Here is a 14,828-nt window from a genome sequence, read left to right on the forward strand (position 1 = left end):
GGCGCGAACCGTGCGTTTTGCGTGGGCCGATGACGTTGGCTACGTCGTCAATTCTGCAGCTTCCACTTGCCGTCCTTGATTTCGACCATGACGCGCGAGCGCTGGTCCAGACCAAGGTGGTCCTTCGCGTTCATATTCATCACGCCGTGCGAGATCGCCAGATTGGTCGTCGTCTCCATCGCGTCGCGCAATCCCTTGCGGAACGCCGGCGTGCCGGGTTGGCCCTTTTTCAGCGCTTCCGGCATCGCATTGGTGAGCAACAAACCGGCATCCCACATGTGGCCGCCGAAGGTGGAGACTTGTCCGCCGTACGTCTTCTCATATGCCGTCTTGTACGCCAGCGCCGGCTTCTTCACCGGGTTGCTGTCCGGCAGCTGCTCGGCCACCAGGATCGGACCCGCCGGCAGGAACGTGCCTTCGCAGTCCTTGCCGCACACACGCAGGAAGTCGGCGTTCGCCACACCGTGCGTCTGATACAGCTTGCCCTTGTAGCCACGCTCCTTGAGCGCGCGTTCGGGCAGCGCGGCCGGCGTACCCGAGCCTGCGATCAGCACCGCATCCGGATTGGCCGCCATGATCTTCAGCACCTGGCCCGTCACCGACGTATCGGTGCGCGCAAACCGCTCGTTGGCGACAACCTTCAGCTTGCGCAGCCCCGCCACCTTGTCGAACTCCTGCGCCCACGAATCGCCATAGGCATCGGCAAAGCCGATCAGCGCGACGGTCTTTACGCCATGGTTTGCCATGTGCTCGGCAATGGCCGTCGCCATGTGGGAATCGTTCTGCGGCGTCTTGAAGACCCACGCGCGCTTGGCGTCCATCGGCTCGACGATCCGCGCGGAGGCGGCCAGCGTGATCATCGGCGTTTCGTTCTCGGCCACCACGTCGACCATCGCCAGGGAGTTGGGCGTGACGGTCGAACCGATCACCAGGTCGACCTTGTCTTCGGTGATGAGCTTGCGTGTGTTCTTGACGGCGGTGGTCGTGTCAGACGCATCGTCGAGCACGATGTACTCGACCTTCTTGCCGGCGATTTCCTTGGGCAGCAGCGCCACGGTGTTCTTCTCGGGAATCCCCAGCGACGCCGCCGGCCCGGTGGCCGACACCGTAATGCCGACCTTCACCTGGGCGAATGCCGTACCGGCCAACAGCGCCGTCGCGGCGAGTGCAATGCGGGATGCGAGCGATACCTTCATGCCGTCTCCTGAGATAGGTCGAGCGGGTCTGCGCCCGCCCTGAATCTGCGATTGACCGACCGATGGGTCGGGGATGAACGAGTCTAGAAGGAGTCACGCCACGCGGGCAAGGGGGAGATACCCCGAAACTTAACGTGTTCACGACCTGGGCGGACTCAGCCCACGCGGTACACCCGGCCGCTCTGCACGCCCTCCACGCTGCGCCGATACGCCAACGCCGCGCGCGCTGCCGAGACCGGCTCGAAGCCCGGGAAGAACGGGCCATATGCTTCCATCGATTCGGTCAGCACCGTCGGGCTCACCGCGTTGATGCGGATGCCGCGCGGCAGCTCGCACGCGGCGGCGCGCACAAAGCCCTCCACCCCCGCGTTCACCGCAGTGGCGTTGGCGCCTTGTGCGATCGGCTCCTGCCCCACGATGCCGGTCGTCAGCGTGATCGAGCCGCCGTCGTTCAGATAATGCTGACCGACCAGCGCCAGGCGCACCTGGCCAAGCAGCTTGTCCTGCAGGCCAACGTTGAAATCCGCGGCCGTCATCTTGATCAGCGGCCCGAAGAACAGATTGCCCGCAGTGGAGACGATGGCGTCGACGCGACCGAGCCTGTCGAACAGCGCCGCCACGCTGTCTGCGTTGGTGATGTCGACTTGATGCTCGCCCTGCGTGCGGCCGACGCGGATGATTTCGTGCGCCCCGCCCTGCTCCAGTGCTGCCACCACGGCGCGGCCCAGTGTGCCGCTGGCGCCAATCACGACGATTTTCATGCTGTGCTCCTTCGTCAATCCGGTTGGAATGGCGCCTATTCTTGGCCGAACCCCTCATGCGATAAAGCCGTGATACCTTCGGGCATTCCAAATCAATGGTTCGGAATATGGACAAGCTGCGCAGCATGGAGACCTTCGTCGCCGTGGTCGAAGGCGGCAACTTCACCGAGGCCGCGGCGCGGCTTGAAATGTCCGCGGTGATGGTCGGCAAATATGTGAGCGCTCTGGAGACGCAGCTGGGCGCGCGCCTGCTCCAGCGCAGCACGCGCCGCCAAAGCCTGACCGACGCCGGGCGCGTGTTCTACGAAGATGCCAAGCGTGTGCTGGAACAGGTGCGCTGGGCGGAAACGTCCGTCGAACGGCTACGCGCGTCGCCTTCGGGCACGCTCCGCGTGAGCGCGCCGACCACGTTCGGCGCGTGCGTGATCGCGCCACTGGCCGCGACGTTTCAGCAGGCACATCCGCAGGTGCGCGTGGAGTTGAACCTCAGCAACAGCATGGTCGATCTCGTCGACGAAGGGTTCGATCTCGCCATCCGCATCGGCCCGCTGGGCGATGCCGATCTGGTTGCCAAGCCGCTGTGCGTGTATCGCATGGTCATCTGCGCGTCGCCGGAGTACCTGGCGCGGTACGGCCGGCCGGAAACGCCGGCCGACCTGCCGCAGCATCGCTGCCTTTCGCACATGGTTTGGAACAACCGCAATGCGTGGCAGCTTGCCGGCTGGAGCGGCGCCACGCCCTGGCGCGACGACCCGGCCTTCACCTGCAACGACGGCCATGGCTTGCGCGCGGCCGCGGTTGCCGGTGCCGGCCTGCTGCTGCAGCCCGAAGTGCTCGTCGCAGAAGACCTGGCAAGCGGCCGACTCGTGCGCGTGCTGCAGGCGTATGCGCCCGAACCGCGGCCGATTCATCTCGTGTATCGGCAGGATCGGCGGCCGCTGCCGAAGCTCTCCAGCTTTGTGGAACATTTGCTGGCGCACGCACCTAAGTTCGTCCCCGCATCGGGGGCACAATAGCGCCCATGAACCCCGAAGACCTCCAACGCCTCGTCACCACGCAAATGCCCTTCGGCAAGTACAAGGGCCGCCTGATTGCCGACCTGCCGGGCCATTACCTCAACTGGTTTGCGCGCGAGGGCTTTCCGCCGGGGCAGATCGGCCGCTTGCTCGCGCTGATGCAGGAGCTGGATCACAACGGCCTGAAGGGTCTGCTCGACCCATTGCGCCAGGGCCGCTGACAACGCGATCGATCAATCGCCGTTGATGTAACGCAGCAGCCCCGTCGCCAACGCATCAAACACGACGCGGCAGCGCGGGCTGTCACGCAGGTCTTCGTGCATGGCGAGCCAGGTGTCGAGCGTGATGGAAACCTGATCGCCGAACAGCCGAACCAGGTCTGCGTTGTGCCGCACCAGGCCGACCTGGCAGAAGCCGATGCCAAAGCCGGCGCGCAGCGCGGCAATCGCAGCCAGGTCACTGTCGGTGCGCAGTGCGAAGCGGTTACGTTGGATCCACGGGAACTGCGCTCGCACGCTGCGCAGGAATGCGTTCTCCTTGTCGTAGCCGATCAACGTGTGGCCAGCGAGTTCTTCCACCGTGGTTGGCGTGCCGCGCTGTGCCAGATAGCGCTGGTGCGCAAACAGCCCCAATTCAATCTCCCCCAAGTGCCGCGCGACGAGCACGCCTTGGCTCGGTGGCTGCATGCGCACGGCGATGTCCGCCTCGCGGCGCAGCAGGTCTTCCATCCGGTTCGAAGGCACCAGCTCGAGCGTCAGCTCCGGATAGGCGGCGTGCAGATCGGCGAGGATGGGCGGCAGCACCTCCACCGCCACGACCTCGCTGGCGGTGATGCGCACGGTGCCGCGCACGCCCTCGCCCTGGCTCGACGCGGCGCGCAGCAAGGCGGCGCTCGTGGCTTCGAGCGATTCCGCAAACGGCCGCAGCGATAGCGCCGCTTCTGTGGGGCTCAGCCCCTGCTGCGTTCGGATGAAGAGCGACATGCCCAGCGCCCGTTCGAGCGCATCGACATGCCGCCCTGCCGTGGGCTGCGTCAGCCCCAGCGCGCGGGCGGCGCCCGACAGCGATCCTTCTCGCACGACGGCAAGAAACGTCCGATACAGCTCCCAGCCGGGCTCAGTTCCGCTCATACAAATTCGTATAGCTGCACGCTCATCATCAACAATTCCATTGAAGCACAGTCGCGCCCAGAATGCGTCCATCGCAACGCTCTCACATACCTCAGGAGCACGGTCATGGAACAGGCAACCCAACAGGCAAAACGCATCGCATTGGTACTGGGCGCCACCGGCGGCATCGGCGGTGAAGTGGCCCGTCGGCTGGTGGCACGCGGCTGGCATGTGCGGGCGCTGCAGCGCAATCCGGATGCGCTGACGAACCGCAACACCGCGTTCGAATGGATCCGCGGCGACGCGATGGTGCGCGAAGACGTGGTTGGCGCGGCCCAGGGCGCGGAACTGATCGTCCACGCCGTCAACCCGCCGGGCTACCAGAACTGGGCCGGGCTGGTGCTGCCGATGATCGACAACACCATCGCCGCCGCTCGTGCTTCAGGCGCGCGCATCGTGCTGCCGGGCACGGTGTACAACTTTGCGCCGGACACGTTTCCCGTGCTGCGCGAAACGACCGCGCAGGCACCGCTCACGCGCAAGGGCAAGATCCGCGCAGAGCTGGAGCGTCGCATGCAGGCCGCCAGCGCAGACGGCGTGCGCAGCCTGATCGTGCGCGCCGGCGATTTCTTCGGGCCCCAGACCGGCAACACGTGGTTTGCCGGCGCGCTGGTCAAGCCGGGCAAGCCCGTCCGCACCGTCACGCAGCCGGGCGCCGCGGGCATCGGCCATCAATGGGCATACCTGCCGGACGTGGCCGAAACGATGCTGCGTCTTGTCGAGCAAGGCGACCGTCTGCCGGACTTTGCCGTCTACCACATGCGCGGTCACTGGGATGCCGACGGCACGCAGATGGCCGCAGCAATTGGCCGCGCGGTGGGCCGCCCCGTCAAGACGCGCGCCTTCCCGTGGTGGCTGATGCCCGCGCTGGCGCCGTTCTCGGAGATGCTGCGCGAGATGCGCGAGATGCGATACCTGTGGCAGCACCCGGTGCGCATGGACAACGCCAAGCTCGTGCAGGCACTCGGCGCCGAACCGCACACGCCGTGGGACGAAGCCGTGGGCGCGACGCTGCGCAGCCTAGGCTGCCGCTGAAACCCGCGCCGCTGTCGCCAGGAAGTGCGCAAGATCAGGCGTGCGCTGCCCGGCCACCTTGGCGAGGTCGTCCCACTGGCGCAGCTGCAGCGCATCGGCGGCGTACGGACGCTGCATGAAGGCCTCGGCTTCCTGCGCCGAAAACACACCACCCTGCAATGCCAAGCTCCGCACGGAATCGGCTGACAGGCGCGCGTAGTAATGCGCATCCATCGCGCACAGGCAGCGCTTGGCATCCACATGCAGGCGGATCGGCTCGAGCACGGCATCGGGAAACGTCGCACGCAGAAACGGCAGCGCAAAGTACTGGTGCTGATCGTCGATGCCGTGGGCGGTCGGCGTCTCGCCCTGCAGGTTCAACAAATGACCGAGGTCGTGCAGCAGCGCCGCGGTGATCAGCGCATCCGACGCGCCGGCCGCCTCGGCCAACGCCGCCGTCTGCAGGGCATGTTCGAGTTGCGTGACGGGCTCGCCGCTGTAGGCAATGTTGCCGTGGCGGTCGAACAGCGTGCGGATGTCGTCGAGACTCAGGGCCATGATGCTGCGTGGGTAAAAGCGGAACCCTGCAGCGTAGCGCGCTCGTGCGGCAACACGGTGACAACGCACCGCGCATTAGCCCGCGTGATCGGCGCGATTAGAAAGTTTGGTTGGGAATGCACGGCGCCCGCCCTTATCTTCAGTGCCTTCCCACACATCGGAGCGCATCATGCTCGCAGGACACGCCGTACAGGTCACGCAGGCGCTGGAACAGGTCACGGACTATTGGTCGCCGCGCGTCGTCGGCCAGGTCAACGACCAATACATCAAGGTCGCCAAGCTCAAAGGCGAGTTCGTCTGGCATGACCACCCGAATGAAGACGAGCTGTTCTTCGTGGTCTACGGCCACCTGAAAATCGCTTTCGAAGACCGTGCCGATGTCCACCTCGGCCCCGGCGAATTCTGCGTCGTGCCGCGCGGCGTGCGTCACTTTCCCGTTGCCGACGAAGAATGCGGAATCATGCTGATCGAAACCGTAACCACGCAGCACACGGGCGATGTCGTTACCGAGCGCAGCGTCGCGCTCGAGAAGCAACTCAACGGATGAAGGCGTCGTAAGCCGTCTTCAAAATCAACGCCAGCACCACCACGATGAACACCTTGCGCACGAAGCGGCTGCCGTGCCGCAGCGCGAGGTGGCTGCCGACCTGATTGCCGGCGACGTTGGCAACCGCCATCACCAGGCCGAGCTGCCACCAGACGTGCCCCTTGGCGGCCAGCAGCAACAGCGCAGCCACGTTGGTCGCGAGGTTGACGATCTTGGTAGACGCCGACGCATGCAGGAAGTCGTACCCAAACACGCGCACGAACACGATCATCAGAAAGCTGCCGGTGCCCGGGCCAAACACGCCGTCGTAGAAACCGATGGCCGCGCCGGCCAGCAATGCCGCCGCGCGCTCGCGCCAGCCCTTGAGGCTCGGGGCGTGATCGGCGCCCAGGTTCTTCTTGGCCACCGTGTAGACGAGCAGCACCGCCAGCACGAACGGCAGCGCACGGCGCAGCGGCTCGGCCGGAATATGCGTCAGCGCCCACGCGCCGAGCAGCGAAAACACAAACGCCGTGACCACCGCCGGCGCCGTCGCGCCCCAGTAGATGCGCACCGTGCGGCCGTAGCGCACCGCCGCCGTCGCCGTGCCCGACATCGACGCGACTTTATTGGTGCCGATGAGCGTGGCGGGCGCGACGTTCGGATACGCCGAGAACAGCGCGGGGATCTGCACCAGGCCGCCGCCACCGGCCACGGCATCGATCAGGCCGGCCAGAAAGCCGGCCACGGCGAGCAAAGCGAATTCCATCAGGAGAAACGAAACGGGAAGGATTAGCCCAGCGACTTGGGCGACGGACGTGCGCTGCGCCGCCAGCAGCCCGATGCGTCGGGCGCAAAGCCGAGCGCTGCGGCGTCTTGAGCCGAAAGCGCCGCGGGCGGCAACAGGACGTGGAGTATGCCATGTGCCCTGGCGTACTCATTGACGGCCGCCAGGGCCGCATCGCGCGTGGCCGTGTCACCGGAAAGCACCGTCACGCCGACGGGCAACCACGCCACCAAACCGCCCAGCGCCAGATGCGGCACGAGCGTGATCGGCGCCACGCCGGCCAGCGCTTCACCCATTTCAACGAGGAAGCACGGATGCACGCTCGGATGGGCGAGCAGCGTATCGACGGCATGCGCCACCTGCAGCGGCGAGGGGGTCGACGCGACGGCGGCCAGCAGGCGCGGCCGGTCTTCGAGCGTGGCAAGGCGAGTGGACAAAGTCATGGGCGGCTCGGGCGAAGGCGCCATTGTCATGCAGCGCGCGCATAGGCGTCGACACCGAATGCATTTCTCTTGTGAATAAGCGCGAACCAGAATGGTTGCGTCATTCCACGGAGCCCGCCATGGCCGATCCGACCCGCGCCCTCACCTTGCAATTGCTGCAGTCGCTGGCCGAGCGGCCGCGGCCCTACGCTGAAGTGCTGGAAACGTGGCGGACGTCGTGCCCGCGTTTGTCGATCTGGGAGGATGCCTGCATCGACGGGCTGGTGGACTGCGTGCCCGACTCCGCGCCGGGGCTGCAGTTGGTGACGGTCAGCGCCCGGGGCCGTGCGCTGCTGGCCGGCGCCCTCGCGGAAGGCGAGCGCACAAACTAAAAGGCCCTGCCGGGGATCGCCTGGCAGGGCCTTCATCTATTTTGCATCTCCACCGTACGTGCGGTGTGTGCTGTCGTCTCCTCGCTCCCGCCTCATTTATCTCGTGCGAAAACCGTAACGCGACTGTAAAAGATGCACCGCAATGCAGCAACTAGAGCAAACCCTTACGGTGCATCAGGCACCAAGATCAGCCGTTCGGGTGAAATTTGCCGGCATCTTCGTGCATTGTGGCGTCAACGTCGCAACCAAGGCACGCGCGCCGCAATTTCGCCCATGATGCCGCGGCGGAACGTCAGCACGCAGATCACGAAGATCGCGCCCGTGACCGTGGTGACCGATTCGCCGAGGATGTTGAAGCCCTCGATGCCGGTGGCGCCGGCCAGGAAGCTGCCGATGTCGCCGAGCTTGTTTTCCAGCGCAATCACCAGCGCGGCGCCCAGCAGCGGGCCGGACAGGATACCGAGGCCGCCCACCAGCGTCATCAGGATGACCGAGCCGGACATCGACCAGTGCACATCGGTGAGCGTCTCGAAGCCGAGCACCAGCGTCTTCAGCGCACCGGCCAGGCCCGTGAGCGCCGCCGACAGCACGAACGCCAGCAGCTTGAAGCGATCGGTGTCGTAGCCGAGGGACGTGGCGCGCGGCTCGTTCTCCTTGATCGCCTTGAGAATCTGCCCGAACGGCGAGTGGATCGTGCGCACGATCAGCAGGAACGCCGCGACCACGATCACGAGCACCACGTAGTACAGCGTCATGTCCAACGACAGGTCGAGCACGCCGAACAGCTTGCCGCGCGGCACGCCCTGCAGGCCGTCTTCGCCGCCGGTGAACGGCACCTGCAGGCAGAAGAAGTACAGCATCTGCGCCAGCGCCAGCGTGATCATCGCGAAGTAGATGCCCTGACGGCGGATGGCGAGCAGGCCGACGATCAGGCCGATGAACGCGCCCGCCGCTGTCCCGGCCAGCAGGCCAAGCTCCGGCGTGACGTGCAAGTCGCGCATCATGTAGCCGGCCACGTAGCCCGCGCCGCCAAAGAACGCCGCATGCCCGAACGACAGCAGACCCGTGTAGCCGAGCAGCAGGTTGAAGGCAGAGGCAAACAGCGCAAAGCACAGCAGCTTGGCGACGAACACCGGATAGGCGCCCACCAGCGGCGCGGCAATCAGCGCCACCAGCAGCACGCCGTACAGGACGTATTTGAAGGAGGAAGAGTTGGTCATGTTGGCCGCGCCGCTCATTTCTCTTTACCGAACAGGCCCGCCGGACGCACCAGCAGCACCAGCACCATGATCACGAACACCACGGTCGCCGACGCCTGTGGATAAAACACCTTGGTCAGCCCCTCGATCACGCCCAGGCCCAGGCCGGTGACGATCGAACCGAGAATCGACCCCATGCCGCCGATCACCACCACCGCAAACACGGTGATGATCATGCTCTGCCCCATCAGCGGCGAGATCTGGATGACCGGTGCCGCCAGCACGCCCGCAAACGCCGCCAGCGCCACGCCAAAACCGTAGGTGAGCGTGACCATCAGCGGCACGTTCACGCCAAAGGCTTCGACCAGCTTCGGGTTCTCGGTGCCGGCGCGCAGGTACGCGCCCAGCTTGGTCTTCTCGATCATGAACCACGTGGCGAAGCACACCGCCAGCGACGCCACCACCACCCACGCGCGATAGTTGGGCAGCATCATGAAGCCGAGGTCGGTGGCGCCCTGCAGCAGCTGGGGCGTGTCGTACGGCAGGCCCGAGACGCCGTAGATGGCGCGGAACACGCCTTCGATGACGAGCGTCACGCCCAGCGTGAGCAGCAAGCCATAGAGGTGATCGAGCTTGTAGATGAACCGCAGCAGCGTGCGTTCGATCACCACGCCCAGCAGGCCGATCACCAGCGGCGACAGCACCAGCATCGCCCAGTACGGCACGCCCAGGTACGAGAAGCCCATCCACGTGAGCACCGCGCCCAGCATGAACAGCGCCCCGTGCGCAAAATTGATGACGTTGAGCAGCCCGAAGATGACCGCAAGGCCCAGGCTCAACATCGCATAGAAGGAACCGTTGACCAGACCCAGCAGCAGCTGGCTGAGCATGGCCGGTAGCGGAACGCCGAAAATTTCCATCGCGGTCAGGAGAAGAACGCCAACACAACGTTGATGGCGCCGCCCTCCACACGGACGGCGGCGCCGGATTGCCTACGCTTTTACTTCTTCATCAGCGAGCACTTCGACTCGGCCGGCGTGGTGAAAGCCTGCTCGCCCGGGATCGTCGCCACGACCTTCAGGTAGTCCCACGGCTTCTTCGATTCGGCCGGCGACTTCACCTGCAGCAGGTACATGTCGTGGATGGCACGGCCGTCCTGGCGGATGGTGCCCTTCGTGTAGAAGTCGTCGATCTTGGTCTTCTTGAGCTGCGCGATGACCTTGTCCGGATCGTCCGTGCCGGCAGCGGCCACGGCCTTGATGTAGTTCGACACCGCCGAGTAATCCGCCGCCTGCAGGCTGCTCGGCATTTTCTTCATCTTCATGAAGTAGCGGTTGGCGAACTTGCGCGTGGCGTCGTTCATGTCCCAGTACCAGCTGTCGGTCATCAACAGGCCTTCGGCCGTCTGCAGACCCAGGCTATGCACGTCGTTGATGAACATCAGCAGGCCGGCGATCTTCATCGACTTGGTGATGCCGAATTCCTTGGCGGCCTTGATCGAGTTGATCGTGTCGCCGCCGGCGTTGGCCAGGCCCAGGATCTGCGCCTTGGACGACTGCGCCTGCAGCAGGTACGACGAGAAGTCCGACGCCGACAGCGGGTGCTTGACCGAACCCACCACCGTGCCGCCGTTGGCCTTGACCACGGCCGTGGTGTCGTTCTCCAGCGAGTGGCCGAAGGCGTAATCGGCGGTCAGGAAGAACCACGACTTGCCGCCCTGCTTGACCACCGCGCTGCCCGTGCCCTTGGCCAGCGCCACGGTGTCGTATGCATAGTGGATCGTGTACGGCGTGCACTCTTCGTTGGTCAGGCGCGCCGTGCCCGCACCGATGTCGATGAACACGCGCTTCTTCTCAGAGGCCACCTTGTTCATCGCCAGGCCCGTGGCGGAGTTCGTGCCGCCCAGCAGCATGTCCAGGCCTTGCTGGTCCATCCATTCACGCGCCTTCGATGCGGCAATGTCGGCTTTGTTCTGGTGATCGGCCGTCACGAGTTCGATCGGCTTGCCCAGCACCTTGCCGCCCGCATCCTCAATCGCCATCTTGACCGCCTCGACACCGCCCTGCCCGTCGATGTCGGCATACAGACCCGAGAGATCGGTGATGTAGCCGATCTTCACCTTGTCGCCGCTCACCTGCGCATGCGCGCCGAATGCAGCCGCGCCCAGCCCTACCGCCATCAATGCACCAGCCAGCTTCTTGAGTGTCATGGTCTTGTCTCCTGTGTCGTGCGCGCCGCGGATCACGCTGGCGCATGGGTCTTGCAAGTCGATCGGGAAAACGTCTTACACGCCGAGCAGTTCGTGCAGCACCGGCATCTTGTCCTGCAGTTGCGCCGCCTCGAAACGCTCGACGATGCGGCCGTGTTCCATCACATAAAAGCGATCTGCCAGCGGCGCGGCAAAGCGGAAGTTCTGCTCCACCATCACCACCGTGTAGCCGCGCTTCTTGAGCATCAAGATCATGCGGGCCAGCGCCTGCACGATCACCGGCGCAAGGCCCTCGGAAATCTCGTCGAGCAGCAGCAGGTTCGCGCCCGTGCGCAGGATGCGCCCGACCGCCAGCATCTGCTGCTCGCCGCCCGACAGGCGCGTGCCCTGGCTCTGGCGGCGCTCGGCCAGGTTCGGGAACATCTCGTAGATTTCTTCGATGCTCATGCCGGCATTGCCGGTCTTGGCGACTTGCCCCTTCAGTACCGGCGGCAGCATCAGGTTTTCTTCGCACGAGAGGCTCGAGAAGATGCCGCGCTCTTCGGGGCAGTAGCCGATGCCGCAGTGGGCGATCTTGTGCGTCGGCAGGTCGATCGTTTCCACGCCTTGGCCGCTTGCGTCGTGCACGACGATGGAGCCCTTGCGCGTGCCCACCAGGCCCATGATGGCGCGCAGCGTGGTGGTGCGGCCCGCGCCGTTGCGGCCGAGCAGCGTGACCACCTCGCCGCGGTTCACGGTCAGGTCGACACCATGCAGGATGTGCGATTCGCCGTACCAGGCGTGCAGGTCCTTGATCTGGAGCGCGGGCGTGCTCATGCAGTGTTCTCGTGTGTTCGGGTCTAGCGTTCGCTTACGTTTGATACGCGGCGTGCAGCCGCGTCGCGTGATCGATCAGCGTCGATCAGGGGCCTCAACAGCGTCAACGGCCTCAATGGCCTTCCAGCGCCGCATCGGCGGTGCCCATATAGGCTTCCATCACCTGCGGGTTCTTCGAGACGTCTTCGTACGGGCCTTCGGCCAGGATCTGGCCGCGCTGCAGCACCGTGATCTTGTCGGCGATGGACGAGACCACGTTCATGTTGTGTTCGACCATCAGGATCGTGCGGCCCTGCGCGACGCGCTTGATCAACTCCGTCACGCGGTCCACGTCTTCGTGGCCCATGCCCTGCGTGGGCTCATCGAGCAGCATCAGCTCGGGCTCCATCGCCAGCGTGGTCGCAATCTCCAGCGCGCGCTTGCGGCCGTAGGGCAGCTCCACCGTCACGGTGTGGGCAAACTCCGTCAGCCCCACCTGTTCGAGCAGCTCCATCGCGCGCGCGTTCAACGTGTTGAGCGATTGCTCGCTGCGCCAGAACGCATACGCCGTACCGAGTTGCCGTTGCAGCCCGACGCGAACGTTTTCCATCACCGTCAGATGCGGAAACACAGCGGAGATCTGGAACGAGCGGATCACGCCACGACGCGCGATCTGTGCCGGCTTCTCCGGCGTGATATCGATGCCGTTGAACAGAATCGTGCCGCGCGTGGGCACCAGGAATTTGGTCAGCAGGTTGAAGCAGGTCGTCTTGCCGGCACCGTTCGGGCCGATGAGCGCGTGGATCGACCCACGCTGCACGCGCAGGTTGACGTCGGACACGGCGGTAAAGCCCTTGAAGGCCTTGGTCAGTCCGCGCGTTTCGAGAATGATGTCCTGCGCCATGATTCCCTCTTGTCTCCCGCCCTTTTTATGGTGCGGATGATTGTCAACGGCTGTTGCGTTGCAAAACATCGGGGTTTTTACCGAGACGATTACACCCTGCTTACGCCCCGGAAACCCGCACCGGCATTGGCTTTCCGGCTCGCGCGCAAGGGTTACGTAGAGTTACGTATCGGGGCAATGCCGATTGCTTATTCATAGGACACGGGCGGTGTGTCATGCCCGTGTCATCGGTCCCTGAACCCGCGTCAGGCGGGCACCGCCTCACCGCGCGCCCGGGCCTTGCGCGCCGCGCGAATCATCTCGCTCGCCTTCTCCGCAATCATGATCGTCGGCGAGTTGGTGTTGCCCGAGGTAATCGTCGGCATGACGGACGCGTCTACCACCCGCAGGCCGTCGATGCCGCGCACCCGCAGCTGCGCATCGACCACGGCGTTTGCATCGTCGGCGCGGCCCATGCGGCACGTGCCGACCGGGTGGAAGATGGTCGTGCCGATTTCTCCGGCCGCGCGGGCGAGTTCCTCGTCGGTCTGGAACGCGGCGCCGGGCAGATACTCCTCGGGCCGGTATTGCGCCAAGGCCGGCTGCGCGACGATGCGGCGCGTGAGCCGCAGCGAATCGGCCGCCACCTTGCGGTCTTCCTCTGTGGACAAGTAGTTCGGCGCGATGGTCGGCGCCGCAAACGGATCGGCCGATGTGACATGCACCGTGCCGCGCGAGGTGGGCCGCAGGTTGCACACGCTCGCGGTAAACGCATTGAACGCGTGCAGCGGATCGCCGAACTTGTCGAGCGACAGCGGCTGCACGTGGTATTCCACATCGGGCCGCGACACATGCGGATTCGAGCGCGCGAACACGCCCAGCTGCGAAGGCGCCATGCTCATCGGCCCGCTCTGATTGAACGCGTATTGCATGCCGATGAGCGCCTTGCCCCACCAGTTGGAGGCGCGCGTGTTGAGCGTCGGCACACCGTTCACCTTCACCACGCTGCGCAGCTGCAGGTGGTCCTGCAGGTTTTCTCCGACGCCCGGCAACGCCTGGCGCACCGGAATACCGAGCGCCTGCAGACGCTCCGGCTGCCCAATGCCGGCCAGCTCCAGCAATTGCGGCGAGTTGATCGCACCCGCCGACAGGATGACCTCTTCGCGCGCGGCCACGGTGTAGTCCTGCCCTGCGCCGCGATACGTCACGCCGGTGCAGCGCTTGCCATCAAACGTCAGCGCCCGCACCTGCGCGCCCGTCACGATGGTCAGGTTCGGCCGCTGCGATGCCGGGCGCAGAAACCCCTTGGCCGTGTTCCAGCGGATGCCGCGCTTCTGGTTGACCTCGAAATAGCCGACGCCGAAGTTGTCGCCGCGATTGAAGTCGCTCGTGCGCGGGATGCCCGCCTGCACGGCCGCTTCGATGAAGGTCTCGAGCACCTGCCAGTGCAGGCGTTGCGGCTCGACGCGCCATTCGCCGTTTGCACCGTGCCACGCATTCGCGCCGCCGTGATGGTTTTCACTGGCCTTGAACAGCGGCAGCACCGCATCCCACTTCCAGGAATCATCACCGGTGATGGCGGCCCAGCCGTCGTAGTCTTCGCGCTGGCCCCGCATGTAGATCATGCCGTTGATCGACGAGCAGCCACCGAGCACCCGGCCGCGCGGATAGCCCAGCGAGCGACCGTTCAGCCCGGGCTCTTCGCGCGTGCGATACAGCCAGTCGGTGCGCGGGTTGCCGATGCAATACAGATAACCGACGGGGATGTGGATCCAGTGGTAATCGTCCTTGCCGCCCGCTTCGAGCAGCAGGACGGAAACGTCGGGGTCGCGGGTCAGCCGGTTGGCGAGGACGCAGCCTGCGGAGCCTGCGCCGATGATGATGTAGTCGTAGGTGTCCAT

17 protein-coding genes are annotated in these 14,828 nt (G+C 65.2%); 5 read left to right on the top strand and 12 right to left on the bottom strand.

The features are described from left to right. Positions 1-47: 47 nt before the first annotated feature. Positions 48-1,196, bottom strand: coding sequence for an ABC transporter substrate-binding protein (locus R2676_RS14910; RefSeq protein WP_206273352.1), 1,149 nt, complete (start codon positions 1,194-1,196; stop codon positions 48-50). A 155-nt stretch (positions 1,197-1,351) separates the two neighbouring features. Continuing rightward, a complete protein-coding gene (locus tag R2676_RS14915; protein WP_206273353.1) occupies positions 1,352-1,957 on the bottom strand; it encodes a short chain dehydrogenase in 606 nt (201 codons plus the stop codon). Positions 1,958-2,064: 107 nt separating this feature from the next. Between R2676_RS14915 and crgA the strand changes: the two genes are divergently transcribed. Both crgA and R2676_RS14925 read left to right on the top strand, forming a co-directional pair. Then, positions 2,065-2,973, top strand: coding sequence for a LysR family transcriptional regulator CrgA (gene crgA / locus R2676_RS14920; RefSeq protein ID WP_206273354.1), 909 nt, complete (start codon positions 2,065-2,067; stop codon positions 2,971-2,973). A 5-nt stretch (positions 2,974-2,978) separates the two neighbouring features. Then, positions 2,979-3,194, top strand: coding sequence for a DUF3820 family protein (locus R2676_RS14925; RefSeq protein ID WP_027678837.1), 216 nt, complete (start codon positions 2,979-2,981; stop codon positions 3,192-3,194). 12 nt (positions 3,195-3,206) lie between these two features. Here the strand turns inward: R2676_RS14925 and R2676_RS14930 are convergent, their stop codons facing one another. After that, positions 3,207-4,103, bottom strand: a complete 897-nt coding sequence (locus tag R2676_RS14930) for a LysR family transcriptional regulator (RefSeq protein ID WP_206273355.1) — start codon at positions 4,101-4,103, stop codon at positions 3,207-3,209. Between the two features lie 105 nt (positions 4,104-4,208). On the opposite strand from R2676_RS14930, the gene R2676_RS14935 reads away from it, so the two are divergent. Continuing rightward, positions 4,209-5,177, top strand: a complete 969-nt coding sequence (locus R2676_RS14935; protein ID WP_206273356.1) for an SDR family oxidoreductase — start codon at positions 4,209-4,211, stop codon at positions 5,175-5,177. On the opposite strand, the gene R2676_RS14940 is transcribed toward R2676_RS14935, so the two are convergent. After that, on the bottom strand, positions 5,163-5,714 hold the full coding sequence (locus R2676_RS14940; RefSeq protein WP_206273357.1) for a phosphonate degradation HD-domain oxygenase: 552 nt from the start codon (positions 5,712-5,714) through the stop codon (positions 5,163-5,165). The genes R2676_RS14935 and R2676_RS14940 overlap by 15 nt on opposite strands. 169 nt (positions 5,715-5,883) lie before the next feature. Between R2676_RS14940 and R2676_RS14945 the strand changes: the two genes are divergently transcribed. Continuing rightward, positions 5,884-6,261, top strand: coding sequence for a cupin domain-containing protein (locus R2676_RS14945; protein ID WP_027678833.1), 378 nt, complete (start codon positions 5,884-5,886; stop codon positions 6,259-6,261). On the opposite strand, the gene R2676_RS14950 is transcribed toward R2676_RS14945, so the two are convergent. Then, positions 6,251-7,009, bottom strand: coding sequence for a sulfite exporter TauE/SafE family protein (locus R2676_RS14950; protein WP_206273358.1), 759 nt, complete (start codon positions 7,007-7,009; stop codon positions 6,251-6,253). The genes R2676_RS14945 and R2676_RS14950 overlap by 11 nt on opposite strands. A gap of 23 nt (positions 7,010-7,032) precedes the next feature. Beyond that, complete coding sequence (locus R2676_RS14955; protein ID WP_206273359.1) at positions 7,033-7,470, bottom strand: hypothetical protein; 438 nt, start codon at positions 7,468-7,470, stop codon at positions 7,033-7,035. A 119-nt stretch (positions 7,471-7,589) separates the two neighbouring features. Between R2676_RS14955 and R2676_RS14960 the strand changes: the two genes are divergently transcribed. Further along, positions 7,590-7,841 (top strand): hypothetical protein, encoded by a 252-nt coding sequence (locus R2676_RS14960; protein WP_102064020.1) that lies wholly within the window; start codon positions 7,590-7,592, stop codon positions 7,839-7,841. A 233-nt stretch (positions 7,842-8,074) separates the two neighbouring features. On the opposite strand, the gene R2676_RS14965 is transcribed toward R2676_RS14960, so the two are convergent. The 6 genes from R2676_RS14965 to R2676_RS14990 all read right to left on the bottom strand — a co-directional run bounded on the left by R2676_RS14965 (position 8,075) and on the right by R2676_RS14990 (position 14,828). Continuing rightward, on the bottom strand, positions 8,075-9,061 hold the full coding sequence (locus tag R2676_RS14965) for a branched-chain amino acid ABC transporter permease (protein WP_206273360.1): 987 nt from the start codon (positions 9,059-9,061) through the stop codon (positions 8,075-8,077). 14 nt (positions 9,062-9,075) lie between these two features. Further along, positions 9,076-9,960, bottom strand: a complete 885-nt coding sequence (locus R2676_RS14970) for a branched-chain amino acid ABC transporter permease (RefSeq protein WP_009239536.1) — start codon at positions 9,958-9,960, stop codon at positions 9,076-9,078. An 80-nt stretch (positions 9,961-10,040) separates the two neighbouring features. Further along, positions 10,041-11,249 (bottom strand): ABC transporter substrate-binding protein, encoded by a 1,209-nt coding sequence (locus R2676_RS14975; RefSeq protein ID WP_027678828.1) that lies wholly within the window; start codon positions 11,247-11,249, stop codon positions 10,041-10,043. Positions 11,250-11,324: 75 nt separating this feature from the next. Next, positions 11,325-12,065, bottom strand: a complete 741-nt coding sequence (locus R2676_RS14980; RefSeq protein ID WP_027678827.1) for an ABC transporter ATP-binding protein — start codon at positions 12,063-12,065, stop codon at positions 11,325-11,327. Positions 12,066-12,177: 112 nt separating this feature from the next. Further along, entirely contained in the window at positions 12,178-12,948 is a 771-nt protein-coding gene (locus R2676_RS14985) for an ABC transporter ATP-binding protein (protein ID WP_206273361.1), read from the bottom strand. 245 nt (positions 12,949-13,193) lie between these two features. Beyond that, the gene (locus tag R2676_RS14990) at positions 13,194-14,828 is read right to left on the bottom strand and encodes a GMC family oxidoreductase (protein ID WP_206273362.1); all 1,635 of its coding nucleotides are present in this window, start codon (positions 14,826-14,828) and stop codon (positions 13,194-13,196) included.

The sequence above is a fragment of the Ralstonia flatus genome (assembly GCF_958439105.1).
Classification (GTDB): Bacteria; Pseudomonadota; Gammaproteobacteria; order Burkholderiales; family Burkholderiaceae; genus Ralstonia; species Ralstonia flatus.